This is a genomic window from Caballeronia insecticola (assembly GCF_000402035.1).
GTDB lineage: Bacteria > Pseudomonadota > Gammaproteobacteria > Burkholderiales > Burkholderiaceae > Caballeronia > Caballeronia insecticola.
In genome coordinates this window covers 431,799-456,309 of record NC_021294.1, presented here as the reverse complement: position 1 = coordinate 456,309, position 24,511 = coordinate 431,799, and the positions used below count along the sequence as shown (strand labels likewise).

Sequence of the window (24,511 nt, the reverse complement as noted above, 5' to 3'; positions counted from 1 at the left end):
TGCTCCCAATAAACTGATCAGTGGTAGTCCGGATGCAGACGCAGTTGCGGCAGCCCCGCGCTATCGACGAAAACGACGGCATTCTGGCCGAACTCCGTCATCAGCGCATCGGCGATCTGGGGCGTCGCGCCGAGCACGAGCAGACTCGTCTCGGCAAGCCAGATGTTCAGCGGATCGATACCCGCACCGGGCAACGCTTGCAGGCCCATGCGCTCCACGCGCTCGATCAGCCTGTGTTGCCGGGCCGCGTTGTCTTCGGGTGAAAGAACGTGTCCGAACGGATTGAACGCCGTCACGAACACTGCGCTCTCCGATTCATGCCGCGCCAGCAACGACGCGACCGCGGCATTGGCGATGCCGATCTTCATATCGATGTCGGGCTGCGCGTGGATCCGGTAGATCGCCGCACGGTACGCGGCGAGCGTCGCGGCGGTGAGCGTGCGCTTCAACGCGATCGGCTGGCCATGCGGCGTCGCGCGCGCGGCTTCGTCCCACTCGATGCGCCGTTGCGCCAGCATCTCCCCGCTCACGCAGCCTTTCGCCGTGCTCAGGCGCTCGAGCGCGCGCAGCCAGTGCGCGTAGTACGTGTCGCCGAGATCGGGGTCGCCCGACGCCTGCGCTTCGTTGATCGCCTCGCTCAACGCATGCGCCCATTCCGGCCACGTGAACACGCCGCGTTCATGCAAGGCGAGCGTCATCGCGAAAGCTTGCGCTTCCCACGGAGCGCGGAATACAGGGCCTTGGTCGTCGAAAGGCAATTCGGGCAGTGCGGCGCGCAGTTCCTGCAGCTTCGGTTCGTCGATGGTCATGTCATGCGCGCGCGGCATCGAGATAAGGCTCCCAGCAATCCACACATACGGACGATGCAGTCGTGTCCGGCCCCCAAAGCTCGGCGGCATCGAAGCGCACCGTATAGAGCCAGTGCGGATGCTCGCCGTGACCGAGCGCGTTTTCGTCGGGGAAAACATGCGTGCCGCGCACAGCGACGATGCGGCCAAGCTTGCCGCGGCAATAGCGTGGCTGGCAAGCGCGTATGTGTCGGCGGATTGATCAGCTTCGTGCGAACGTCGTCGCCAATGGAGAAGCGCGCGGGCTTCGTGGCCGGACGATCGACCGGCGCGCCACGCAGCAGCGCCGCGCTCACGTTGGCGGCCTTTAACGCGATCACGTCAGGCAACGGCGCGCCTTGCGAGCGGCCAGTGGCGATCTCGGCTTCGCTTGCGAGTCCCTTCGCGATCAGCAGCTTCTTCAAGCCCTCGAACCAGATTTCGTAGTAGCTGCTGTTGAGATATTGCGCGGGCGGCAGACTTTCGCGCGCGGCGCGCGATGTGTCGATGTTCCATTGCCGCGTCGCGCCCATCGCCAGCGTGACGGCCAGCACGCGCCGCTCCCAGTCCGCGTGAAAGGGCGATGCGCCCGGCGCGTCGCACGCATCGGCCTCGATTGGACCGAAGGCCTGCATGCCGCCCATGTCGTGCGCCGCGTTCATGCCGATGCTCCCATGGCCTGCGACGGACTCAGCGCGAGTCCGGTGCCGATCATCGAATCGCGTGTGACGAGATCGGCGAGCGCGGCTTCGTCGAGATGATCCGTGCCGGCGGGACGCATCGGTATGACGAGATAGCGGACCTCGGCGGTCGAGTCCCACACGCGCAGTTCCACATGTTCCGGCAACTGCACGCCGAAGTCGCCGAGCACGCCGCGCGGATCGATGACCGCGCGCGAACGATACGGCGCCGACTTGTACCACACGGGCGGCAGGCCGAGCACCGACCACGGATAGCACGAGCACAATGTGCAGACGACCATGTTATGTACGTCCTCCGTGTTTTCGAGCGCGACCATGTGCTCGCCTTGTCGTCCCGTAAAGCCGAGCGAGGCGATGGCAGCCGAGGCGTCGTCGAGCAGCCACGCACGATAGCCCGGATCGCTCCACGCCTTCGCAACCACGCGCGCGCCGTTGCGCGGCCCGACTTTATGCTCGTAGGTTTCGATGAAAACGTCGAGCGCCTGCGGATCGATGTAACCCTTCTCGACCAGCAGCGATTCGAGCGCCTTCACGCGCAGGTCCATTTCCGGCAACGCGCTGCCGGCGTGGTCGTGGTCGTGGTGATCGTGATCGTGGCTCATGAGCGGTTCCGCGAGTGACACAGACGTCACACGTTACCGGAGTGCGCAAAAGCGTGCAAACACCGAGCCGCCGCGCTCACGCGCCGCCTATACTTGAATCAGCGTCTCATGCGAGGAGGATGCCATGACACGCAAGTACATCGATTGCCGCGAGTGCCCAAGCGATATGAATTGCACCGTCGCCTTGAGCGCCGACTCGGACGACGAACTGATGGAAGCCGCCGTGCAGCACGCGATCAGCGTCCATCAGCACACGGACACGCCCGAATTGCGCGCGCAACTGAAGACGATGTTCCACGAAGGCGCGCCGCCCGCCTGAGCGCGCGTCAGCCGAGTTCGAAGGTCGTCACGCCGAACACGCGCGCGAGCGGCACGTCAGGCGCCGCGTGCGTGTACATGCGCGCCGTTTCGAACACGCTCTGCATATCGTGTTCGACAGCCAGCGCGAGCGCCGCGGGATTGCTTTCGGGAACGTCGAGGAACACGCGTTCGCCCGGCACGCCGGCGACGAGCGCGCGATACAGCGCGCGTGCGGTCGGCAGATCGTCGGCGAAGAGCGGTCCGATCTTATGGCCGGTGCCGCATCGCCTGATTGCGGCTAGGCCGCGCACGCTATGGCCGTCGTCGTCGAGCGCGACGCACGCGCGCCCGTGCTCGCGATTGGGTGCGAGCCACGCGCGCAGAAACGCCGCGCGGGGGAAGGCGAACATGTGCGTGTCGTAGTCGAGCATGCGTTCGAAGGGAACGCCGGACGCATCGGCGATTGCGATGCCATCGGCCGCTTCGTCGCTCGTGCACGCGACGCCCTCGTAACGCACGTTGCGATACGCCAGCACGAATCCGGACTTGCGATAGTTGGGCTGCTGGGCGAGCACGCCGTCGAGCCCGATATTGCGCGCGCCGAGATACGCCATGCCCGCGTTCCACAAGTGCATGCCGAAGCCCTTGCCGCGCCATTCCGGACGCACGATATAGAGACCGATGAAGCCGAACGCATCGCCATAGGCGATCGCCGAGACGCAGCCGATTGGCGCGCCGTCCCAAGTGCCCACGAAAAAGCCGTGCGGGTCGGCGGCGAAGAACGCGCGCGCGTCGTCGAGGCCGGGATTCCATCCTTCCGACGCGGCCCATTCGAGCGCCGTGGCAACATCGGGCTGCGTCATGCGGCGCACGGCGAAACGCGAATCGCCGGGACTCGCGTGGGCGGAATCGGCAACGGATGACATGCGGCGCGCCTCGTCGAATGAAGGTGCGTTCAGTGTCGCGCGTTTCGGGTGCGGGGAAAAGTGCGGCGAGAAGGGATTACAGCGAAGAAATACAGCGGGGAGATGAAACGTGTTGAATAAAGCAGGACAGACGTGCGCCGCCCTGCTCAGGAATAACCGTGACGCCGCTCGCCGCGGCCGAAGCTTTGTCGCGAGCGCCAGTCTTCCGAACGCAGGACGTACTCGCCGTCCTCGCGCGCCTGCTCCTCGGAATCGAAGCCGTCATCGCTATAAGCGACGACCTTCATTCCGCCTCCCGCCGTCCTTTCGACGGTGATGCCCCAGTGCCACCCGCCTTCCTGATGGAAGACGTGCAGCGTCGGCTTCGACGATGTGGTCAGTTCCATTTTTGCGGCTCCTTCAAGCTACGTCCGTAAGGCCTGCTGCCTCCTCCGACGAACGCCCTTGATTACCGGCGTTTGCTTATGAGTTGCTGTTGAAGTGATCCTCAGGCGACCCAGTCGCCCGCTTAAAACAGCATACGCAATGCGATGCTGCGTTGCAACACGAGAATACCCCTAGGCGTGGCTGGAATGGGACGCGCTCGGACGAAATAACACCAATCTTGACGCTATTCGCTGCAAAACTCGCGCGAAATGCTGGTGGACATTAAGTATTAACGCGTTTGTGCGGGGTTTCATTCCCCGTTCCAATGGCCGATTGAATCGACGCTCTGAATCGGAATAGTCGACCGATTCAGGCGACAGCATCGTGCCGTTCGAAAGGTAACGCAATGCATGCGAGCCCGTATTGACGATCCGTTACGACGTTTTCAAATCGCCCGACAGCACGAGTCGCGAAATGCTCTTGTCACGCATTCGTCACACACTTGTCACGCGCGCATGCGATGTCACGTCGTGCTCCGCGAGCCAGGCGACGATTGCATCGCAGGTCCAGTGGGCGTCGTCGTGCGGAAGGTCGTGGCCGGCCCACGCATGCACTGCGTGCGCCGCGCGCCATTGCGCCGCGACGCGCGCGGAGCAAACCGGATCGACCAACTCATCCGCCGCCGACGAAAGCAACAGCACAGGACAACGCGGCGCATCACCCCGCGCGCAAAAACGCGCTGCGGCGAGAAGTTGTCGCAACGCATTGCCCGCACTCGCGCCTTGTGTGCGCCGCCATTGCGCCCATTGCGCGATGTCCGCATCGAGCGAATCGCGGCGATTGCATGTCAGACGATGAATCAGCGCTTCGCATCGTTCGGGCTGCGTCCAGTTCAGCGCGATGCGCGCGAGCAGCGGCCACGCAGCAGGACGCAGGCGCTCGCGCATGCGCGCGTACGGCCGCATGCTCGTATTGATCAGCACAAGCCGCGCGATCTCATGCGGATGACGCTCGGCCCACGCGGTCGCGATCATCGCGCCGAGCGACATCGCCAGCACGCGGCAAGGAAGGCGCACGTCGAGCGACGCGGCGCGCGCGCGCACGAAATCCATCATCGCGATGACCGAGCGCGGCGTTTCACGCTCATGCTCGACGCCGTTGCCCGGCAGATCGATGAACACGACACGCTCGCCCGCCGCGACGAGTCCGTGTGCCGCCAGCGCCGCCTCGAACTCGCCCCAGTGACGCGTTTCGCGCGTGAGGCCGCGCAAGAGAATCCAGTCGCTCATCGCGCGCCCGCGGGAGGCCAGTGCTGCTGCGCGCGCATCAGCATGTCTTCGCGGAACGCACCGCTCGGCAGCCAGCGCCGCGACGAATACGCGGCGCGCGTGAGGAAATCGAAAAAGTTCGGATGACGCCGCAACACGCGCCGCGTGCGATGCGCCTTGATCGGATTGAAAATGCCGAGGCGCGAGAACAGTTGCATCGGATTCTTGCGAATCCAGCGCCACGAGCCGAGTTCGAGCGTCATCGGCAAAAAGATGTTGGGCGCGCGCGCCCGATCGTAGGCGAAGTCCCACAGATCGCCGTGCAACAAGTATTGATGGCTCTGCGGCTCGAACGCGTAACCGTGATGCGGATACGATTCCTCGAACATCGTCTTGAGCATGAACATTTCCGGCAGATGCGCCATTTGCCGCTCGGTGCGCGCGTAGGGAAACCAGATGCTGTCGTCCCAGCCGAATCCCGAATGGCAATCGAGCGCGAAGCTCAACGGCCGCGACATGAGTTCCGCTTCGACCACCGACAGGAGCGCCGCGCTCTCGGCTTCCATATGACCATCGACGGGACCGCGGTACCACGGCAGCCACGGCCCGATACGCTGCCCGCCCGCGAGAAACGGCACACGCCCTTCCGCGCTTTGCGGCGCGTTGCGCATCAGATCGACGCCATTCGGATTCGCGCGCGTGCGGGCGAACATGCCGCCCGGATTCACGATCGGCATGAAGATGAGACGGATCGCGCGCAGTTGCTGATGCAGCGTGTCGTCCCAGTCGAGACGCGTCAGCAGCGCGCGCATGTATTCGAGCACGAGTTGCGTGCCGATGCATTCGAGGCCATGCACGCCGCCGAAAAACCCGATGGCCGGCGCGTGCGGATCGGCCGCACCGATCGACGCGCTCAAAAGCGGAAACGACTGGCCGCGCGCGCTCACTTCGCAAACCGTGCGCCACTCGAAGCGCGCGCCGGCCGCGACGCGGATCGCCTTCAGTTCATCCATCTCCGGGAAGCTGCTGGTTATGGCGACGCTCGACGTGCTCATGAAAACGCGCGGGATGTCCCGTCTGAAAGAAAAACCGAGTATAGGGCGGATCGTCAGTACACATCATGCCGACAATATGACGTAACGAGCGGAACGCGAATGGCGGGCGAAAGGTCTTCTGCGCGTTTTCGTTCTGTCACCTAGAATGAAATGTCCGCCTGATGACCGCTACGCGCGGTGCGAGGTTCTTGTCATGACATCCGTTTCCCGCTTCCTTCTCGGCGCGCTCGCGTTGTGCTGCGCCGCCTCCGCGCTCGCCCAGCCGCAGGCGCAAACCAGCGACCCGAACGCGCCGAAAACGCGCGCGCAGGTCCGCGCGGAGTTCCTGCTGTGGCGCTCGGTCGGCTACGATCCCAACGACTGGCTGAACTATCCCGACAACGCAATGCGTGCGAGCCGCGTCATCGCGCAACGGCAGGCGCAGGGGAATAGCGCGGTGCAGTGAGCCGCGCGAGCCGTCGCTATTCTTCAGGCGTTTTTCTCGCGCGGCTTCTCGCCGCGCAGGATACGTCGCGCGATGCTCCAGCGATGGACTTCCGACGGACCGTCGTAGATGCGGAACGCGCGCATGTCCGCGAAAATCCGCGCGACGACGGTTTCGTGCGTGACGCCTTGACCGCCGAGCACCTGCACCGAACGATCGACGACGCGCCACAGCGCCTCCGACGACACCACTTTCGCGATGCTCGACTCGTGCTTGCCGAGCACGCCCTGGTCGAGCACCCACGCGCAATGCCAGATGGCGAGCCGCGTGACGTGCAGATCCATTTCGTTATCGGCGAGCATGAAGCCGACGCCTTCGTGCTCGCCCAGCGTCTTGCCGAACGCATGACGCTGCCGTGCGTAAGCCGTCGCGACATCGTGCGCGCGGCGTGCGGCGCCTAGCCAGCGCATGCAATGCGTGAGGCGGGCGGGTGACAGGCGCACCTGCGCATAGCGGAAGCCCTCGCCCGGTTCGCCCAGCACGTTTTCCTTCGGCACGCGCAAGCCCTCGAAGCGCACGACGCCGTGTCCGCCGGGAAAACACGTATCGAGCGAATCCATCGCCCGTTCGATCACGATGCCCGGACTCGTCATGTCGGCCAGGAACATGGTGGCGGGACCGTCGGCGAACTTCGCCATGATGATGCCGACTGCCGCTCCGTGCGCGCCCGTGATGAACCACTTGCCGCCATCGATCACGTAACCGTCGTCGTCCGGCGTGGCAGTGGTCTGAAGCATGGAAGGATCGGCGCCCGCGCCCGGCGGCGGCTCGGTCATGCAGAAGCACGAGCGGATCTCGGCCGCCGCCAGCGGACGCAGCCAGCGCTCCTTCTGCTGCGGCGTCGCGACGGCTTCGAGCAGATGCATGTTGCCCTCGTCAGGCGCGGCGATGTTCAGCGCCACGGGGCCGAGCGGCGAGTAGCCAGCCTCCTCGAACAGAACCGCCTTGGCGACGTGAGTGAGACCGAGGCCGCCGAACTCCGGCGACACATGGCTCGACAGTAGCCCGGCCCGGCGGCCCTTCGCGATCAGTTCGGCGCGTAGCGATTCGTCGGGACCATGCGCTGTGCAACGCGGATCGCGCTCGAAAGGCACGATCTCATCAGCGATGAAGGCGCGCACACGCGCCTGCAGTTCGGTCAACTCCGGGGACAGCGAGAAGTCCATCGGCAATTCTCCAGGGAACGGGCGTCGGCCGGCAAGCTTAACCGCGCAGGCACCTTGCGCGCCAGCCGCGCGGGCTCATTCATCGTACTCGGTGTACTTGCGCGCGTCGCCCTTCACCTTGTGCGCCGGATATTTCGAGCGATTCAGCGCCATCTTTTCGATCAGCGCGCGATGAAGATCGACATCGAGCGCATCCGCCAGCATGACGAGATACGCGAGCACATCGGCCATTTCGTGGCGGATCGCTCGCAGCTTCGCGTCGTCGAGCTCGGTCTTGTCGCCGGTTGCGAGCCACGTGAACGGTTCGAGCAACTCGCTCGCCTCGACGGACAGCGCCGCAGCGAGATTCTTCGGCGAGTGAAACCGGCTCCAGTCACGCTCACGCACGAACTCGCGCAGCATGTCGCGCATTTGAGCGAGTTCGCCGGCTTCTTCCTGATGGTTTTGTTGCGTCATTCGCATCCTCTGACGTTTCGTTGCGCGTGTCGAGTAGCTTAACGCGACGGCTGCGTTGCTTTCTCCCCTCCTCGAATTCTACGACTCACGGATTCGTAGTTTTATCGTCAAATATATGGACGATCGTTCCATTTCGCCCTTCCCTGTCCGATACACGACGAATTTCGCAAGATTTCGTGCGTTCGAGACAATATTTTCGCCTCCGATCAAATTTCTTGCGCTCGATATCTACGACTCATAGAATCGCAGTTAAGCAACGAGGACGACGCGACCTGAATATCGGGTCCGTCCGACGAACCCAATATCGAATCAAGGAGCATCGAGATGTCCAAGCGCATTCTGGTAATCGGAGCCGGTTTCGCCGGTATGTGGAGCGCACTGTCCGCGGCGCGTCTCATCGATCAGCACGGCAGGACCGATATCGAGGTCGTGCTGATCGCGCCGGAGCCGCATCTGCACGTGCGTCCGCGTCTTTACGAAGAAAACGCGGCCGGTATGAAGGCGCCGCTGCTGGACATCTTCGCGTCCACAGGCGTCGGATTCATTCAGGGAACGGTGGAACGGATCGACGTCGCGCGCAATCGCGTCGACGTGCTCGGCGCGAACGGATCGCGCTCGACGCTGAACTACGACCGTCTCGTTCTGGCAACCGGCAGCCGCCTGTTCCGTCCGCAGATTCCGGGGCTCGCGGAACATAGCTTCAGCGTCGATCAGGTCGATGAAGCCGCCGCGCTCGAAGCGCATATCAAGGGCCTGGCCACGCAGGCGGATACGCCCGCGCGCAACACGGTGGTGGTCGCGGGCGGCGGCTTCACCGGCATCGAAACGGCAGCGGAAATGCCGGCGCGACTGCGCGCGGCGCTCGGCGAAAACGCAAAGGTGAACGTGATCGTCGTCGAGCGAAACACGGAGATCGGACCGGACCTCGGTGCGGGTCCGCGCCCGGTTATCGTCGAGGCGCTCGAATCACTCGGCGTGCAATGGCGTCTGGGCGCGGCGGTCACGTCCGTCGATGCGGGCGGCCTCACGACGTCCGATGGCGAGCGTATCGATGCAAGCACGGTCATCTGGACCGCAGGCGTGCGAGCGAGCGCGCTGACCGCGCAGATTCCCGCCGAACGCGACGCGCTCGGCCGCCTGCACGTAGATCGCAATCTGCGCGTGCAAGGCGTCGACACGGTCTATGCAACGGGCGACGTCGCCTACGCCGCAACCGACGACGAAGGCAACCACGCGATGATGTCCTGCCAGCACGCGATGAACCTCGGCCGCTCGGCGGGTCACAACGTCGCGGCGGATTTGCTGGGCGCGGAGCCGATTCCCTACAGCCAGCCGAAGTACGTGACGTGTCTCGATCTGGGTCCGTGGGGCGCGGTCTATACGGAGGGATGGGAGCGCGAAGTGAAGATGTCGGGCGCGCAGGCGAAGGAACTGAAGACGCGCATCAACACCGAATGGATCTATCCGCCGAGCGCGGAACGGGACGAAGCCTTCGCGGCCGCCGACCCGTTGCGCATCGTGGTTGCGTGACGTGCTTGCGTAACGCATTTGCGTGAGCGACGCTCACGCCGCCGGATAAAGCCCCAACGTGCGCGCATGCAGGCGTGCAAGGCCAAGCAGTGCATCGGTGAACGGTGTCGGCACGCCGGTCATCGCGCCGAGTTCGCGCACCGATGCGACGAGTGCATCGAGCTCGACCGCCTTGCCCGCCTGCACGTCCTGCAGCATCGAGGTTTTCATCGCGCCGAGCTTGAGCGTGACGGCATGACGGTCTTGCGGCGCCTGCTCAATCGGAATGCCGAAGCGCGCGCCGATTTCCTTCGCTTCCAGCATCACGCTGGTCACGAAGCCGCGCACGAGATCGTCGCTCAGGATGCGATCGGTGGTCGCGCCAGTGATCGCGCTGATGGGGTTCATCGTCATGTTGCCCCACAGCTTGAACCAGACATCGCGTTGAATCAGTTGAGAGAGCGTGGCGTCGAAGCCCGCTTTCGAAACGAGCGACACGAGCGCTTCAGTGCGCGCGGTGGGCGCGCCCGTGGCCTCGCCGAGAATCAGGCCCTTGCCCTGATGATGCCGGATGACACCCGGCGTTTCCACGAAACAGCTCGCATGCACGACGCAGCCGACCGTCTGCGCGCTCGGGATCGCCGCGGCGATATTGCCGTGCGGATCGACCGACGACAGGCGCTTGCCGGCAAACTCGCCCAGGCCGTCGCAAAACCACCAGGGCACGCCGTTCATCGCGGTCAGCACCGTGGTCTCGCTGCCGATCAACGGCGCGATATGCGCAGCGACCGACTCCATGGCAGGCGCCTTCACCGCGACGACAACGAGATCCTGCACGCCGAGATCCGACGGTTCCGCGCTCGCCGCAACCTTCACCGTATGTGCGGCATCTTTCTCGATGAGCCGCAGTCCCTGCTGCTTCAACACGTCGAGCGTGGCGCCGCGCGCGACCACGCTGACGTCGCAGCCCGCTTGCGCAAGCTTCACGCCGATCCAGCCGCCGATGGCGCCTGCGCCATATATGCATACTTTCATCGTCCCGATTCCTCGCGTGTGGCAATCAACGTCTGCCATTGTAAGAGCGTCGGAGCGGGACGACGCTTGGCGCCGCAAAAAATCAGTTCAATGCGCGATTCCGACAGCCAGCTTCGCAAGCGACAATAACGTCAGACCGAACGCGCCTGCCAGCATCACGGCGATGACCGGCAGCAACGGCAGTTTGACCTGCGCGAAATCGGCGTTGTGCGACGCGCGCTTGCGCACGCCGAAGAAGCTCCACAATACGATGCGCATCATCTTCAAGAGGTTCATGACCGGCTCCTTTGCATCTCGATTCGTTCTTTGATGGCTTGATGATGCGCGCCGCGCCGCACGAAAAACAGCAGCAGTTGCGGCACATTCTGCGGTAGCAGAACGATGCCGGAGGACCACTGCTACCCTCGAATTCGTTCCATCTGCTGCTTGTCGGGAGGCGCGCGCGCCTCTTATCGTTGTCGCTCTTTCCGACAGGCGGCCGCATCCATGTACCGATACACCGAGTTCGACAAAGCATTCGTCCGAAGCCGCGCCGCGCAATTCCGCGATCAACTCGAACGCTGGCAGGACGGACGCCTGAGCGAAGACGAGTTCCGGCCGCTTCGTCTGCAAAACGGGTGGTACGTGCAGCGCCATGCGCCGATGTTGCGCGTCGCCGTGCCGTATGGCGAGTTATCGAGTGCGCAGTTGCGCGTGCTGGCCCGCATCGCGCGTGATTTCGACGATCCCGATCCCGAGGTCTATCACGCGGCGAGCGTGGCGCAAGGCAAGCTCGGCACCGAACGTCTGCCGACGCATTGCGCGCACTTCACTACGCGCACCAATGTGCAATTCAACTGGATTCCGCTCGACAAGTCCGCCGACGTGATGGACCTGCTCGCCACCGTCGACATGCACGGCATCCAGACGAGCGGTAATTGCATCCGCAACATTTCCTGCGATGAACGCGCGGGCGCCGCGCCCGACGAGATCGCCGATCCGCGTCCGTTCGCGGAGATCATGCGTCAGTGGACCACGCTGCATCCCGAGTTCGCTTTCCTGCCGCGCAAGTTCAAGATCGCGATCAGCGGCGCGCACGAAGATCGCGCGGCGACCGCGTGGCATGACGTCGGCCTGCAACTCGTGCGCGATGCGAACGGCGAACTCGGCTTTCGCATCTGCGCTGGTGGCGGCATGGGACGCACGCCTGTCATCGGCACGTTGATGCGCGAGTTCCTGCCATGGCGGCACATCATGAACTACATCGAAGCGATCGTGCGCGTTTATAACCGCTATGGCCGTCGCGACAACAAGTACAAGGCGCGCATCAAGATATTGATCAAGGCCGAAGGCCAGCGCTATATCGACGACGTGAACGAAGAATTCCGGCAGATCGTCGAGCACGATGGCGCGCCGCATCTCATCTCGCAAGCTGAACTGGACCGTGTGAGTGCGCTGTTCGTGCCGCCGGCTTTGCATATTCGCGAAGCGGCATTCGATAACGCCGAACTCGATGCATACGCTGCCGCTCATCCCCTCTTCGCGCGCTGGCTGCAACGCAATGTCGCGCTGCATAAGGACCCGGCGTTGCGCATCGTGACGCTCTCGTTCAAGCGCCTGCTGCAATCGCCGGGCGATGCAACCGCGGATCAGCTCGATATCGTCGCGGACCTCGCCGACCGCTTCTCGGCGGGCGAAGCGCGTGTCACGCACACGCAGAATGTCGTATTGCCGTGGGTGCGTTCGAGCGAGCTTTTCGCGCTTTGGCAAGCGGCGCGCGATGCGGGCTTCGCCAGCGCGAACGTGCAGTTGCTGACCGACATGATCGCGTGCCCCGGCGGCGATTTCTGCGCGCTCGCCAGTGCGCGCTCGCTTCCGATTGCAGAGGCCATCGCCGAACGCTATCAGGATCTCGACGAACTCGACGACATCGGCGAAATCGACCTGCATATCAGCGGCTGCATCAATTCATGCGGACATCATCACAGCGGGCATATCGGCATACTTGGCGTCGATAAAGATGGCCGCGAGTGGTATCAGATCACGCTCGGCGGATCGGATGGCAGTGCGGCAAGCGGCGCGCCGCAGCCGGGCAAGGTGATCGGGCCGTCGTTTAGCGCGGCCGAAGTGCCGGAAGTGATCGAAGCGATTCTGACCGCCTATCGCGACACGCGTGAGGGACGCGAGCGTTTTATCGAAACGGTGCGGCGCGTGGGCCTCGATCCATTCAAGGCGGCCGCAAACGCAGCACGTTTAAATGATGAGGTGACGGCATGAATGGCGTCAATCGCATGCGCATACTGACGCAGCACGATCATCAGGCGGAGGCTAACGAAGGCGCCGCAAGCCTATCGAACGACGACGATCCGCACACGCTCAAAGACCGGCTGACGACGCTCTCGCGCATCGATCTGCACTTTCCGCATTTCACCGATGGACGCGCCTATAGCCAGGCGTATTTGCTACGCAGGCGGCTCGGCTTCAAAGGCGACTTGCGCGCAACCGGCGATGTGCTGATCGACCAGCTCGTGCAGATGGAGCGCACCGGATTCTCAAGCGCAGTGCTAAAGGAAGGCTTAAATGCCGCCGATGCCGAACGACAGTTCGCGCGCTTTGCGGGCTTTTATCAGGAGGATTTGACGTCGCCGCGCTAAAGAAAATTCGAACGCATATAAGAGCGGCTTAGCGCCTTTCAAGCGTCCGACCGCAAAAATAAATCGCCTGGAAAAATAGCGCTTCGGTATTGAAACGATAGCCTTCGCACTCACCTTGGATGCAGAGGCGGCGACCATCCGCTGCCGTTTCAACTTTCCCGCTGCTGGCCTCGCAGGCGTTCGCCTCATGGCTGCAACCGGCTGCAACCATCGGAGACTCGACCATGAGTGACTTTTATTTTAGCGGCGATGTTTTCTCGGAACTGGATCGCGTGCAACGACAAGTGTCGTCGCTGTTCGGCAATTTCCCCTCCAGCATCCGGTCGAGCCGCGCGGATGCGTTTCCTCAACTGAACATCGGTAGCAGCGACGACGCCATTCATATCGTTGCGTTCGCACCGGGCGTCGAGCCTTCATCGCTCGATGTGACCGTCGACAAGGGCACGCTCACCATCAGCGGCGAGCGTCGCGCGCAGGGCGCCGTCGAAGGCTCGCGCACCTATGCGAAAGAGCGCTTCAGCGGCAACTTCCGCCGCGTGATCGAGCTGCCGCAAAACGCGGACGTCGACAAGGTCGAAGCCCGCTATGAGAACGGCACGCTGTCCATCACTATCGGCAAGCGCGAAGCATCGAAGCCGCGCGCGATCACCATTCAGTAAGAGGGAATCACCATGACCGACACCACGCAAATCGCCCCGCAAAACACGAGTGAAGTGACGCGCAAGAGCCAGGACGCCGCGCGCCGCCCGAGCGTTACGCCGTCAGTCGATATCGTCGAAGATAGCCACGGCATCACGCTGTGGGCCGACCTGCCCGGCGTGCCGCGAGAAAAGCTCGACGTGAAAGTGCATGATGCGCGTCTCGTCATCGAGGCCGAAGCAGAGCTGCCGTCGTCGGGCGCTTTGCGCGTGCATCACACCGAATTGCGCGCGCCGCGTTTCGCACGCGCCTTCACCGTCAGCGACGACTTCGATACCGCCCGGATCGATGCGAATCTCACCAACGGCGTGCTCACGCTGACCATTCCGCGTCGCGAAGAAGCACGTCCGCGCCGAGTCGAAGTACGCGCGGGCTAAGCGCCCTTGTTTTAGCGTTTCTCTTTAGCTTTTCTCTTTAGCTTTTCCCTTAGGCTTTTGACAAGCCTCGAGCAGAACGGCCGCGAATTCAGTTCGGATTCGCGACCGTTTTTTCTTTGCATGGCACACGCGGCTCTATAATCGCCAACGGCGGTTCGCGCCGCCGACATCCATACACTCATGCAAAAAGGGACTATCGTGAAGAGGCTGTTGACGGTGTTGTTGGGTTCGATGCTGGCCGTGTCGATCGGCGCGCATGCCAAGGAGTGGTCCACTATCCGCTTCGGCGTCGATGCGAGTTATCCGCCTTTCGAGTCGAAAGCACCGGACGGCACGCTCGTCGGCTTCGACATCGATGTCGGCAATGAACTCTGCCGGCGCCTCAACGCGAAATGCGTGTGGGTCGAAAACGCCTTCGACGGCATGATTCCCGGCCTCAAATCGCGCAAGTTCGACGGCGTGCTCTCCACCATGTCGATGACGCCCGCACGCGTCAAGCAGATCGCCTTCTCCAGCAAACTCTTCCATGTGCCTACGCGACTCGTCGCCAAACGTGACGCCGGCATTCAACCGACGGCCGACGCGCTTGCGGGCAAGACTGTTGGCGTTGAACAAGGCTCGATGCAGGAGACTTACGCAAAGGCGCATTGGGGCGCGAAGGGCGTGAAGGTCGTGTCCTATGCGGATCAGGATCAGGTCTATGCGGATCTGCTGGCTGGCCGCCTCGACGCCTCGCTGCAAAACGCGGTGCAGGCCGAGCGCGGCTTTCTCGATACGCCGCGCGGCAAGCCCTATGGTTTTGCGGGCGGCGCACTCGAAGACAGCGCGATCTTCGGACCGGGCACTGCCATCGGCTTGCGCAAGGAAGACACCGACCTGAAGGAAAAGCTCGATGGCGCAATTGCCTCGATGATCAAGGACGGCACGTACAAGCGCATCGAGAAGAAATACTTCGATTTCGATATCTACGGCGAGTAACGACCATGACACAGCCGCCCGCACGCGATTCAAACAACGTCCATCACACCGCCGTCGAAGGCTATACGGCCAACGCGGAAAGTTACGTGCGCGGGCGGCCCGACTATCCGCCCGAACTTGCGGGCTGGCTTGCCGATACGCTCGGGGTTGCACCGGGCGTGAGCGTCGTCGATCTCGGCGCGGGAACCGGCAAGTTCACGCCGCGTCTCGTGCAGACCGGCGCGCGCGTGATCGCAGTCGAACCCGTCGATTCGATGCGCGCGAAACTTGCGTCGGCCTTGCCCGGTGTTCAGGCGCTCGCCGGCACGGCGCAATCGATACCGCTCGCGGATGCATCGGTCGATGTCGTCGTGTGCGCGCAGTCGTTTCATTGGTTCGCAAACCGTGAGGCACTGGATGAAATTCATCGCGTATTGAAACCGGGCGGCAAGCTCGGTCTCGTGTGGAATATGCGCGATGCACGCGTGCCGTGGATCGCGAAACTCGACGCCATCGTCAACCGGTACGAAGGCGATACGCCGCGCTATTACTCCGGCGCGTGGCGCAGTGCCTTTCCGCATGCAGGCTTCGGCGCGATTGCTGAAACGCATTTCTCGGTCGGACATACGGGATCGCCGGAAGACGTGATCGTGCATCGCGTGCGCTCGACGAGCTTCATCGCGGCTTTGCCCGAATCCACGCGCGAGGAAATCGATCACGCCGTGCGCGCATTGATCGATGACGAGCCCGACCTGCGCGGCAAGCGCGAAGTCACCGTGCCCTACGAAACGGCGGCCTTTGTCGCGATCAGACAATGAAGCGCTTTAGCACGGAATGAGCGCACGGCCTAAGCCGACAGTAGAATAAAGTCATGCGTCACGAGCAAGGCAAGAACTGCGGCCATCGCTTGAATTCAAGGCCGCGCATGTTTGGAGATTCGATCCGCACGATGTAATCATGACCGGACGGCAGGCCCGTTTCGCGTCGGCTGACGATGCGCCGTCCACTCTCGCAAGGAGAGTCCATGAAGGTGCTTGCCGTCCACCCCAGCGGACTGATGTACACCCGCGTATTCCTCCGACTCGAACCGCTCGGGCTCGAAACCGTTGCGTCGGCGATGCGGCAGGCAGGACACGATGTCCGCCTGATCGATCTGCAAGTCGAAACACACCGCGACCTCGATCGTATTCTGCGTGACTGGCGCCCGGACGCGCTCTGCTTCTCCGGCAACTATCTCGCCAACATTCCCGAAATCATCGATCTCGCCCGCACGGTGAAGCAGCTTTTGCCGCATTGTTTCGTGTTCGTCGGCGGACATAGCGCTTCGTTCACGGCAAGCGACGTGCTGCGCCATGCAGAAGGCGCGATCGACTGCATCTTGAAGGGCGAAGGCGAGGCGTCTGTGAACGCATTGCTGCACGCGGTCGCCACGCGCGGCGATCTGCTCGCCGTGCCGGGCGCGGTCACGAACGAGGGTTCGGGACCGCCTCCGCGTTTCGTCGAAAGCCTCGACGACATTCTGCCCGCGCGAGATCTGCTGCGACATCGGCGCAAGTATTTCATCGGCACGCTGGACCCTTGCGCATCGATCGAATTTGCGCGCGGCTGTCCGTGGGATTGCGTGTTCTGCAGCGCGTGGACCTTTTATGGGCGCAGCTATCGCGCGCGCAGTCCCGAGGTCATCGCGGAAGAACTGGCGTCGATACGCGAGCCGGGCGTGTTCATCGTCGACGATGTGGCCTTCGTGCATGCCGAGCACGGCATGGAGATCGGCCGCGCGGTGGAACGGCGCGGCATCCGCAAACAGTATTACCTGGAGACGCGCGGCGACGTGCTCCTGCGCAACAAGGACGTGTTCCGCTACTGGCGCTCGCTGGGCTTGCAGTACATGTTCATCGGTATGGAAGCGATCGATGCAGCAGGCCTGAAAGCGTTTCGCAAGCGCATCACGCTCGACAAGAATTTCGAAGCGCTGGAATTCGCGCGCTCGCTCGGCATTACCGTTGCGCTCAATCTGATCGCTGATCCCGATTGGGACCGCGAGCGCTTCGAGGCGGTGCGTCAATGGTGTCTGGAGATTCCGGAGATCGTGAACATCAGCGTGAACACGCCCTATCCCGGCACGGAAATCTGGTTGCGTGAACAACGCCGACTAACGAGCCTGGATTATCGGCTCTACGACATTCAGCATGCGGTTCTCCCGACTCGTTTGCCACTTGACGAGTTCTATGCAGAGTTGGTGCGCACGCAGCAAGTGCTCAATCGCAAACATATGGGCTGGGCCGCATTACGCGGTGCTGCTGGTCAGGCCATGCATTTGCTCATGCATGGGCAGACGAATTTCGTCCGCATGCTTTGGCGTTTCAACTCGGTGTTCGATCCGCGCCTGCAACTCGGCGATCATGCGCGCGAGGTCCGTTACACGATGTCGCCGCCGCCCGCTGCCGACGCAAGCTCGAATGTCAAAGCCGTTTATGTGCACGGACCCGCGGGACGCAAGTCGCGGCGTATCGACGAAGCGACGGAAAAATTCGTCGACGAAACGAGAATGGGCACCAATTAACGCCCTTAAAAAGGCCTTAAGAACGCCCTAAAAAAATGAGGAGATGGCGATGGCGACACTGAAGCAAATTCAGGCGAGGCTCAAGAAATTGCAGGCACAGGCCGAAAGCCTGATCGCCAGACGCGCGCAAGCCGTGATCGACGATATCCGCGCGATGATGGAACGCCACGGCCTCACAACCGACGATATCGCCAAGCACAACAAGAAAACTAAGCGCGCCGCCAAGCCGCATGTCACGTTGCCCGCGCCTGCGGAACGGCGTGAAGCGGTCAAGAAGATGGCGAAGAAAGGCAAGCTGCCGCCCAAGTATCGCAATCCGAAGACGGGCGAGACGTGGAGCGGCTGGGCGCGGCCGCCCGCGTGGATCGCGAACGTCAAGGATCGCAGCAAGTTTCTGATCGATGCTGAGGGAACGGAGAGCGCGGTCAAGCCTAAGGCGGTTGCTAAGAAAACCGCCGCTAAGAAAACCGCCGCTAAGACAACGGCGACCGCTAAGGCCAAACCGTCGCAAACGCGCGCGCCTGCGGTCAAGAAATCAAAACCAGCGCCGGCCGCTAAGAAACGCAGCGCGCCGCGCAAAAAAACTGCAAGCGAAGCGGCGCCGCAAGACATCGTTGAGGCTCAAGCGATATCGCCCGCGTCAGCACTTGTGGGGAGCAACAGCGTCACTTCAGACATTCCTTCCGACAAATAGCTAACTGTTCGTGCTATTTTCGTTTAGCGCATTTTTCCATGTAAGCCAGGAAGAAAATGACACGCGCCTTAGACGCATCGCGCATATTCCATGCGGTCTTCGCGACCGGCACGGTAGTTGCATTGACTCCGTGCACCTGCCGAACACGTCGAGGACACCATGCATCATTCGATCGAACCTCATGAACTGACTCAGATCGATCTCTCGCGTTTTCAAGTGGTACAGGTGTCCGACGGTACGTTTACCGTCGTGCTGTGGGAAGCACCTGAGGCCGAATCGCAAGTTCGCGCCGAAGCGTCGACGCTGACGATTCGTCTTTGCGATCCGCTCAACCCTGTACGACGCAAAGATGTTTGCGAGCATTTTTTTTTGCGGGCTCATCTTGCTGCGTCGCGTACGCGGGTGACGAAGCTTCGCGACGCGCGCGTGCGCACGTCGGCGCAGCGGGAAATGGTTCACGCAAGCGCCTGAATGGCTTCAATGCATCAGACATTCACCGGACGACGCCGCGTCTAAACGCAGCGTCATCCCATTGTTTGAGATTGACGAAAACTCAATTGGCTTTTAGCCAGATTACAAGCTCGCACACTCCACCTACACTGCGTTCACATGTCGGGGCCGTTTCGTAATCAACGACACGCTCACCGATTGCAGTTGCCACCTGTATCTCAACTGCATCCTCCCTTTCTCTGCTGGAGCATTCTCGTGAACAAGCGACTCGTAGTGGGCTTTGCTATTGCATTGAGTTCTGTCTTTGCCAGTTCTGCATTTGCGGGTGGATATGGTCCCGCGCCGCATTATCGTCCGGATGTCGGTGCACCGGCTTCGCAACACGGTGTCAGCGCGCAAACCTTCGCGGCTGAAGAAGCGGCGCAAGGACGCAGCAATTTCGTCGATACGTCGCGCACTGCGCAAACTCAAAACGGACAGGTTTCGGCTTCCGTTTCGAATCAGGTTTCGCAATAAGCATCGCCTAACCATTGCTTAAGCGGACGCGGATTTAAAACACCGCGTCCGCATTAATTTCCCTTAATCGTTTTTTCCAGAAAATCCCAAAGCGCGTCATCGGTGGAATAAGGCACATTGAATCTGAAGCACGGGCTTTCCGCATCGTCCGGGCGGAAATACGAACCCGGCGCAAGCCATATTCCGTGCTGCAATGCGCGCGTGGCCACGGCGCTGCCCTCCGCCGGATCGATCGGCAACGCGCCCCAAACGAACAAGCCCGCGCGCGGACGTCGAAACAGTTCCACGCCCAACGCGTCCATCCGCTCCTCGACGAGCGCATGCGCATCCTTGAGTTTGTCGACGACGAATTCCACGTGCCGCGCGTAACGCCCTTCGGTAAGCACTTTCTCGACGATACGTTCCGTCGCCTCCGATGAAGTCAGTCCCACCGCCATCTTGGTGCGCGCGAGTTCGCGCAACACTTCCCGCTCGGCGACGACATAACCGCAGCGCAACGCGGGCGTAATCGTCTTCGCAAAGCCGCCGACATAAAGCACGCGATTGAGCCCCTCCATCGACGCCAGCAGAGGCGCACCCGGCGGCGCAAGCTCGCGGTTCACATCGTCCTCGACGACCCACAGGCCGTGACGCTCGGCAATCTGCATCAGGCGAAACGCAGACGCCATGCCGAACGTCGCGCCCGTCGGATTCTGCAGCGTGGTGTTGAGGAACACCGCTTTCGGCCGATGCTCGATCACGATGCGCTCGAACACCTCCGTATCGATGCCCGCGACAGTACGCGGCACGCCATGCACGTCGAGTCCGGCGAGCCGCAGAATCTGCAGCAGATTGCAGTAACCCGGATCTTCGACGACGACCGCATCGCCCGGACGCAACAACGTGCGCACGATGAGATCGAGCGCCTGTGTCGCCCCCGCCGTCAGCAGCACATTCGATGCAGCCTCCACCGGCAGGCCGTGACGATCCAGTTGCTCGGCAATACGCTCGCGCAACGGCGCAAAACCATAGGGATGCCCGTAATCCGCGATGCGCGCCGCCGGCACCCGGCTCACCGCGCGCAGCGCGTGTTGCAGGCCACTCTCGTTGACCCATTCGTTGGGCAGCCAGCCGCAACCGGATTTGATCGGCACCGAATGATCGGCGAATACGTCGGAAAGCAGCCAGGTCGCCGTGAGACTCGGCGGCTGCCATTCGACGGCGCGCACGCGCTCGCTGTGCGCGCGCACGGCCACGCGATAGCCCGAGCCGCGCCGCGCGGTGACGAGACCCATCGACACGAGCCTGCCATACGCCTCCGTCACCGTGAAGGTGCTGAGATTTTCGGCATCGGCCAGGCGTCTGACCGACGGCAGGAGCGCGCCCGCGCGCAGCGTCTGCTCGTCGATCGCCGTGGCGAACGCGCGCACCAGTTGTTCGACGAGCGTCGGCGCCTGACGCGAGCCGCGCTCCAGCTTGAGTTCGATCATGGGATCCGAGCATAGCGCGGCCAATGCGCGCCAACCAGTACAGTTCGAAGCATTTTGCCAGCACAGTTGGCAACGCAGTGAAGCAACTGTCTATGCCGCGCAAATTTGCCGAGGAATACAGTGCAGTGACCGTTCCTAATGAGGAGACCCCTATGAATGCCCGCCCCGTCATCGACGATCTCTCGTCGTTCTGGATGCCCTTCACCGCCAATCGTCAGTTCAAGGCTGCGCCGCGTCTGCTCGAAAGCGCGAAAGGCATGTACTACCGCTCGACCGATGGTCGCGAAGTGCTCGACGGCTGCGCCGGGCTGTGGTGCGTGAACGCGGGGCATTGCCGTGACGAGATCGTCGAAGCGGTGCAGAAGGCGCTCTCCACGCTCGACTTCGCGCCGACCTTCCAGATGGGCCATCCGCTCGCGTTCGAAGCGGCGACCAAGGTCGCGAACCTGATGCCCGACGGGCTCGACCGCATCTTCTTCACGAACTCGGGTTCCGAGTCGGTCGATACCGCGTTGAAGATCGCCATCGCCTATCACCGCGCGCGTGGCGAAGGGCAGCGCACGCGTCTTATCGGGCGCGAGCGCGGCTATCACGGCGTGGGCTTCGGCGGCATTTCGGTCGGCGGCATCGCGCCGAATCGCAAGACGTTTTCGGGCGCGCTGCTGCCGTCAATCGATCATCTGCCGCACACGCACGATCTCGCGCACAACGCGTTCTCGAAGGGCCAGCCCGCGTGGGGCGAGCATCTCGCCGAGGAACTGGAGCGCATTGTCGCGTTGCACGATGCATCGACCATTGCGGCCGTGATCGTCGAGCCGCTCGCGGGTTCCACCGGCGTGCTCGTGCCGCCGAAGGGCTATCTGCAGAAGCTGCGCGAAATCTGTACGAAGCACGGCATCCTGCTGATTTTCGACGAAGTCATCACCGGTTTCGGCCGCCTCGGCAAAGCGACGGCAAGCGAATATTTCGGCGTGACGCCCGACCTCATCACGATGGCCAAGGCGATCAACAACGCAACCATTCCGATGGGCGCCGTCGCCGCGAGCCGCACTATTCACGACACGATCGTCAACGCGGGCGCCACGAACGCGATCGAACTGTTCCACGGCTACACGTATTCGGCGCACCCGGTGGCGACCGCGGCGGCCATCGCCACGCTCGACCTCTACGCACGCGACAAGCTGTTCGAACGCGCTGCGTCGAAGGCGGAAAAGTTCGAGAGCGCGGTGCACGCGCTGCGCGATGCGCCGTATGTCAAGGACATCCGCAATCTCGGACTCGTGGCGGGCGTCGAACTCGATTCGCGCGACGGCGCACCCGGCGCGCGTGCGTATGAGGCGTTCGTCAAGTGCTTCGAGGCGGGCGTGCTCGTGCGCTATACCGGCGATATCCTCGCGTTCTCGCCGCCGCTCATCATCGAAGACGATCAGATCGATCAGATCTTCGGCACCGTGAGAAAGGCGCTGGAAAGCATCAAATAAGCGCGGCTGACACCATCCGCAAAGCCCGGTTCCTTGCAAAGAGGAACCGGGCTTTTTTATCGCTCCATGACGAGCAACGTCGATGTCGCCGATGCAAACAATCTGCCGCTCATGTCCTTGAGCGTCGCCTCGGCGAACGCGGCGCGGCGTCCGATCGACAGCACGCGACCTTCGGCTTGCAACAGACCCGTCTCGCGCGTGACCGCCTTGTGATACGCCACCTTCAGTTCGAGCGTCGTGTAGGCCTGCGTGGCGGTCAGGCACGAGTGCACCGCGCAGCCGCACGCGGAATCGAGCAGCGTCGCGGCATAGCCGCCGTGCACGGTGCCGATCGGGTTATACGCGTGATCGCCGGGCACGCCCGCGAAGATCGCCCTGCCCGCTTCGACTTCGATGAAGTCGAACTCCAGCGACACCAGAATGCCCGGCTTGCGGCCGCTCGCGATCAGCTTGCGCATTTGCGCCAGGCCGTCGAGTCCGGCGGCCGGTGTCAATCCCGCTTCTTCGATGAGGCTCATTTCGGCTCCTCTGCTTTGATGCTCGCAGTCTCGATGACATCGCTCCATCCGCCGCCGAGCGACCGATACAGCGCCACCGCGGCAAGCGCGTGCTCGCGCTTCGATTGATTCAGCGCATCGGCGTCGCGCAGATAGGCTTCCTGCGCGTCGAGCACGTCGAGAAAGCTCGCCGCGCCGCCCTTGTAAAGCTGCGTCGACAACGTGAGCGACTGATCCGACGCCGCGAGCGCTTCCGTCAGACGCGCCGCCGATTCGTTCGTGCTGACAAGATCGCTGCGCGTGTCTTCGACGTCCTTCAGCGCTTCGAGCATCGTCTGACGAAGATGCAGTTCCGACTCGCGCATGCGGCTCTCGTTCTGCTCGATCTCCGCCGTGATGCGTCCCGCGTTGAAGATCGGGCTCGTCGCGTTGAGCGCGGCGGAGAAGAGGTTGTCGGTCAATGTCGGCAGCCCGAGATACGACGATGCGAGCAATCCATCGGACAAGCGCAGCGAGAACTTCGGATAGCGCTCCGCACGCGCGACGCCCACTTCCGCCGCGCGCTGCTGCACGTTCGCATACGCGACGAGCACGTCGGGGCGGCGCAACAACGCGTCCGACGGCAGCATCTGCGGCACGCCGCTCGCGGGCACCGGAATCACGGGCGTGGCGCCGGGATTCGCGAGCATCAGCTTGTCGATGGACTCCGGCGTGCGCCCCGAATAGACGGCGATCAGGCTCAGTTGATGTTGAATCGTCGCCTGCGTGCGCGGGATGCGCGATTGCAGATCGCTCAACTGGTTCTGCGCCCGCGCGACGTCGAGTTTCGTCGACAAACCGTATTGCAGACGGCGCTGCGTGAGCTTCAGCGCGCGCTCGCGGATCGCCTGATTGTCCTGCAGGATTTTCAGCTCGGCCTGCGCCCAACGCAGATCGACATACGCGCCCGCCGTATTCGCCGCGAGCGCGAGCCGCACCTGATCCGCAGCATGCTGACGGCCGACAAGTTGCGCCTGCGACGCGAGCAATTCCAGACGCTCGCCGCCGAACACATCGGGCGTCCAGCTGAGCGTGAGACCCACGCCCGCCTGACGCACATAACCGAGCGGCGGCGGCGTGTTCTGCCGCGAGTTGGACGCGCCGGCGTTCGCATCGAGTTGCGGAAGGAGCGCGGCGCGGCGTTGCGTCGTGAGCGCCTGCGCCTGCTTCACGCGTTCGAGCGCCGCCTGCAGGTCGAGATTGTCGTTCAACACCGAGGCGACCAGTTCATGCATCACGGGATCGTTGAACTGCTTCCACCACGCAAGCGGATCGGACGCGTCTTTCGGCGCATCGACGCTCCAGTCGGCTGGGGCGGTCTGAGTGACGGTCGTCGGCAGATCGGCGTGCGTCGCGGGCTGCACCGCGCACGCCGCCAGCGAAAGACACGCGAGTATTTCGGTGACGAGTTTCTTCATGATCGAAGCATCCGGATAACTAT

Annotated in this window: 27 protein-coding genes and 1 pseudogene; 14 read left to right on the top strand and 14 right to left on the bottom strand. The window is 62.8% G+C overall.

The window, feature by feature from the left end:
• Positions 1-17 precede the first annotated feature (17 nt).
• The 3 genes and pseudogenes from BRPE64_RS16220 to nthA form a co-directional block, all read right to left on the bottom strand.
• On the bottom strand, positions 18-809 hold the full coding sequence (locus BRPE64_RS16220; RefSeq protein WP_016354551.1) for a nitrile hydratase accessory protein: 792 nt from the start codon (positions 807-809) through the stop codon (positions 18-20).
• Position 810: 1 nt separating this feature from the next.
• Positions 811-1,489, bottom strand: a pseudogene (gene nthB / locus BRPE64_RS16215) (nitrile hydratase subunit beta).
• Positions 1,486-2,130 carry a nitrile hydratase subunit alpha gene (gene nthA, locus BRPE64_RS16210; RefSeq protein WP_044042695.1) on the bottom strand — a complete coding sequence of 215 codons (645 nt, stop codon included), beginning with the start codon at positions 2,128-2,130 and terminating at the stop codon, positions 1,486-1,488. The pseudogene nthB and the gene nthA overlap by 4 nt, the downstream one beginning before the upstream one ends.
• 124 nt (positions 2,131-2,254) lie before the next feature.
• On the opposite strand from nthA, the gene BRPE64_RS16205 reads away from it, so the two are divergent.
• Positions 2,255-2,449, top strand: a complete 195-nt coding sequence (locus tag BRPE64_RS16205; RefSeq protein ID WP_016354548.1) for a DUF1059 domain-containing protein — start codon at positions 2,255-2,257, stop codon at positions 2,447-2,449.
• Positions 2,450-2,456: 7 nt separating this feature from the next.
• On the opposite strand, the gene BRPE64_RS16200 is transcribed toward BRPE64_RS16205, so the two are convergent.
• From BRPE64_RS16200 to BRPE64_RS16185, 4 genes are all read right to left on the bottom strand, one after another.
• Positions 2,457-3,356, bottom strand: coding sequence for a GNAT family N-acetyltransferase (locus BRPE64_RS16200; protein ID WP_016354547.1), 900 nt, complete (start codon positions 3,354-3,356; stop codon positions 2,457-2,459).
• A gap of 146 nt (positions 3,357-3,502) precedes the next feature.
• Positions 3,503-3,742: a hypothetical protein gene (locus BRPE64_RS16195; protein ID WP_016354546.1), complete on the bottom strand. Its 240-nt coding sequence runs from the start codon at positions 3,740-3,742 to the stop codon at positions 3,503-3,505.
• Between the two features lie 474 nt (positions 3,743-4,216).
• Positions 4,217-5,011, bottom strand: a complete 795-nt coding sequence (locus BRPE64_RS16190; protein ID WP_016354545.1) for an alpha/beta fold hydrolase — start codon at positions 5,009-5,011, stop codon at positions 4,217-4,219.
• Positions 5,008-6,045, bottom strand: a complete 1,038-nt coding sequence (locus BRPE64_RS16185; RefSeq protein ID WP_044042302.1) for a M14 family zinc carboxypeptidase — start codon at positions 6,043-6,045, stop codon at positions 5,008-5,010. Before BRPE64_RS16185 ends, BRPE64_RS16190 begins: the two co-directional genes overlap by 4 nt.
• Positions 6,046-6,238: 193 nt before the next feature.
• Between BRPE64_RS16185 and BRPE64_RS16180 the strand changes: the two genes are divergently transcribed.
• Positions 6,239-6,490, top strand: a complete 252-nt coding sequence (locus BRPE64_RS16180; protein WP_016354543.1) for a DUF4148 domain-containing protein — start codon at positions 6,239-6,241, stop codon at positions 6,488-6,490.
• Positions 6,491-6,513: 23 nt separating this feature from the next.
• Here BRPE64_RS16180 and BRPE64_RS16175 read toward each other — a convergent pair whose 3' ends face one another.
• Positions 6,514-7,695 carry an acyl-CoA dehydrogenase family protein gene (locus tag BRPE64_RS16175; RefSeq protein WP_016354542.1) on the bottom strand — a complete coding sequence of 394 codons (1,182 nt, stop codon included), beginning with the start codon at positions 7,693-7,695 and terminating at the stop codon, positions 6,514-6,516.
• Between the two features lie 75 nt (positions 7,696-7,770).
• A complete protein-coding gene (locus BRPE64_RS16170) occupies positions 7,771-8,151 on the bottom strand; it encodes a nucleotide pyrophosphohydrolase (RefSeq protein WP_016354541.1) in 381 nt (126 codons plus the stop codon).
• Positions 8,152-8,475: 324 nt separating this feature from the next.
• On the opposite strand from BRPE64_RS16170, the gene BRPE64_RS16165 reads away from it, so the two are divergent.
• Positions 8,476-9,681 carry an NAD(P)/FAD-dependent oxidoreductase gene (locus BRPE64_RS16165; RefSeq protein ID WP_016354539.1) on the top strand — a complete coding sequence of 402 codons (1,206 nt, stop codon included), beginning with the start codon at positions 8,476-8,478 and terminating at the stop codon, positions 9,679-9,681.
• Positions 9,682-9,714: 33 nt separating this feature from the next.
• Here BRPE64_RS16165 and BRPE64_RS16160 read toward each other — a convergent pair whose 3' ends face one another.
• Entirely contained in the window at positions 9,715-10,695 is a 981-nt protein-coding gene (locus BRPE64_RS16160) for a 2-dehydropantoate 2-reductase (protein WP_016354538.1), read from the bottom strand.
• 87 nt (positions 10,696-10,782) lie between these two features.
• The gene (locus BRPE64_RS16155; protein WP_016354537.1) at positions 10,783-10,971 is read right to left on the bottom strand and encodes a DUF2970 domain-containing protein; all 189 of its coding nucleotides are present in this window, start codon (positions 10,969-10,971) and stop codon (positions 10,783-10,785) included.
• A gap of 210 nt (positions 10,972-11,181) precedes the next feature.
• Between BRPE64_RS16155 and BRPE64_RS16150 the strand changes: the two genes are divergently transcribed.
• The 10 genes from BRPE64_RS16150 to BRPE64_RS32365 all read left to right on the top strand — a co-directional run bounded on the left by BRPE64_RS16150 (position 11,182) and on the right by BRPE64_RS32365 (position 19,584).
• The gene (locus BRPE64_RS16150; protein WP_016354536.1) at positions 11,182-12,951 is read left to right on the top strand and encodes a nitrite/sulfite reductase; all 1,770 of its coding nucleotides are present in this window, start codon (positions 11,182-11,184) and stop codon (positions 12,949-12,951) included.
• The gene (locus tag BRPE64_RS16145) at positions 12,948-13,328 is read left to right on the top strand and encodes a DUF934 domain-containing protein (RefSeq protein WP_016354535.1); all 381 of its coding nucleotides are present in this window, start codon (positions 12,948-12,950) and stop codon (positions 13,326-13,328) included. The genes BRPE64_RS16150 and BRPE64_RS16145 overlap by 4 nt, the downstream gene beginning before the upstream one ends.
• A gap of 224 nt (positions 13,329-13,552) precedes the next feature.
• The gene (locus tag BRPE64_RS16135; RefSeq protein ID WP_016354534.1) at positions 13,553-13,987 is read left to right on the top strand and encodes an Hsp20/alpha crystallin family protein; all 435 of its coding nucleotides are present in this window, start codon (positions 13,553-13,555) and stop codon (positions 13,985-13,987) included.
• A 12-nt stretch (positions 13,988-13,999) separates the two neighbouring features.
• Positions 14,000-14,404 carry an Hsp20/alpha crystallin family protein gene (locus BRPE64_RS16130; RefSeq protein WP_016354533.1) on the top strand — a complete coding sequence of 135 codons (405 nt, stop codon included), beginning with the start codon at positions 14,000-14,002 and terminating at the stop codon, positions 14,402-14,404.
• Between the two features lie 198 nt (positions 14,405-14,602).
• Positions 14,603-15,382, top strand: coding sequence for an ABC transporter substrate-binding protein (locus tag BRPE64_RS16125; protein WP_044042693.1), 780 nt, complete (start codon positions 14,603-14,605; stop codon positions 15,380-15,382).
• 5 nt (positions 15,383-15,387) lie between these two features.
• Positions 15,388-16,179, top strand: coding sequence for a class I SAM-dependent methyltransferase (locus tag BRPE64_RS16120; RefSeq protein ID WP_016354531.1), 792 nt, complete (start codon positions 15,388-15,390; stop codon positions 16,177-16,179).
• A gap of 206 nt (positions 16,180-16,385) precedes the next feature.
• Positions 16,386-17,924 carry a hopanoid C-3 methylase HpnR gene (hpnR, locus tag BRPE64_RS16115; RefSeq protein ID WP_044042299.1) on the top strand — a complete coding sequence of 513 codons (1,539 nt, stop codon included), beginning with the start codon at positions 16,386-16,388 and terminating at the stop codon, positions 17,922-17,924.
• 133 nt (positions 17,925-18,057) lie between these two features.
• Positions 18,058-18,618, top strand: coding sequence for an H-NS histone family protein (locus BRPE64_RS16110; protein ID WP_408608253.1), 561 nt, complete (start codon positions 18,058-18,060; stop codon positions 18,616-18,618).
• A 159-nt stretch (positions 18,619-18,777) separates the two neighbouring features.
• Positions 18,778-19,089: a hypothetical protein gene (locus tag BRPE64_RS16105; RefSeq protein ID WP_016354527.1), complete on the top strand. Its 312-nt coding sequence runs from the start codon at positions 18,778-18,780 to the stop codon at positions 19,087-19,089.
• 234 nt (positions 19,090-19,323) lie between these two features.
• A complete protein-coding gene (locus tag BRPE64_RS32365; RefSeq protein WP_084675768.1) occupies positions 19,324-19,584 on the top strand; it encodes a hypothetical protein in 261 nt (86 codons plus the stop codon).
• 53 nt (positions 19,585-19,637) lie between these two features.
• Here BRPE64_RS32365 and BRPE64_RS16100 read toward each other — a convergent pair whose 3' ends face one another.
• Complete coding sequence (locus tag BRPE64_RS16100; RefSeq protein WP_016354525.1) at positions 19,638-21,053, bottom strand: aminotransferase-like domain-containing protein; 1,416 nt, start codon at positions 21,051-21,053, stop codon at positions 19,638-19,640.
• Positions 21,054-21,205: 152 nt separating this feature from the next.
• Between BRPE64_RS16100 and BRPE64_RS16095 the strand changes: the two genes are divergently transcribed.
• The gene (locus BRPE64_RS16095; protein ID WP_016354524.1) at positions 21,206-22,534 is read left to right on the top strand and encodes an aspartate aminotransferase family protein; all 1,329 of its coding nucleotides are present in this window, start codon (positions 21,206-21,208) and stop codon (positions 22,532-22,534) included.
• 56 nt (positions 22,535-22,590) lie between these two features.
• On the opposite strand, the gene BRPE64_RS16090 is transcribed toward BRPE64_RS16095, so the two are convergent.
• Both BRPE64_RS16090 and BRPE64_RS16085 read right to left on the bottom strand, forming a co-directional pair.
• Positions 22,591-23,052, bottom strand: coding sequence for a PaaI family thioesterase (locus BRPE64_RS16090; protein ID WP_016354523.1), 462 nt, complete (start codon positions 23,050-23,052; stop codon positions 22,591-22,593).
• Positions 23,049-24,488, bottom strand: a complete 1,440-nt coding sequence (locus BRPE64_RS16085) for an efflux transporter outer membrane subunit (protein WP_044042691.1) — start codon at positions 24,486-24,488, stop codon at positions 23,049-23,051. The genes BRPE64_RS16090 and BRPE64_RS16085 overlap by 4 nt, the downstream gene beginning before the upstream one ends.
• Positions 24,489-24,511 lie beyond the last annotated feature (23 nt).